Raw genomic sequence first — 301 nt, 5'->3', positions numbered from 1 at the left:
TGGATCGGCGTGTTCCCCGAGTATTCGGTGAGCGGCCTTTACGCGGCTGTCATTGTCGGGACTCCGGATCGCGAACAACCCGCACAGGAACACGAAAACAAAGACGCTGAAGAAGGCCAGCTCGTCACTGATGCGCTGGAGAACTATACTCCGGAACAGGCTTCGGCAGAAGCAGACCAAGCCGCCAAGAACGCATTGGCATTCGAGGCTACGGTTGAAATTCCGGACGAGACGCAGACCGCTGACTCGGCAGCTGCTGCTATCCTCGTTCAGCGCCTTGGCATCAGCCCGGAAGAAGCAC

At 58.5% G+C, this 301-nt stretch carries 1 protein-coding gene; it reads left to right on the top strand.

What is annotated here, in order from left to right; genetic code table 11:
* Window positions 1-301, top strand: a 301-nt coding sequence (locus AC1RPQ_RS08325; protein ID WP_481762317.1) for a hypothetical protein, incomplete at both ends; no start/stop codon positions are given.

Source organism: Dellaglioa sp. CoH-57-MRSF-21, assembly GCF_056781915.1.
This window is presented reverse-complemented; position numbering and strand designations above follow the sequence as displayed.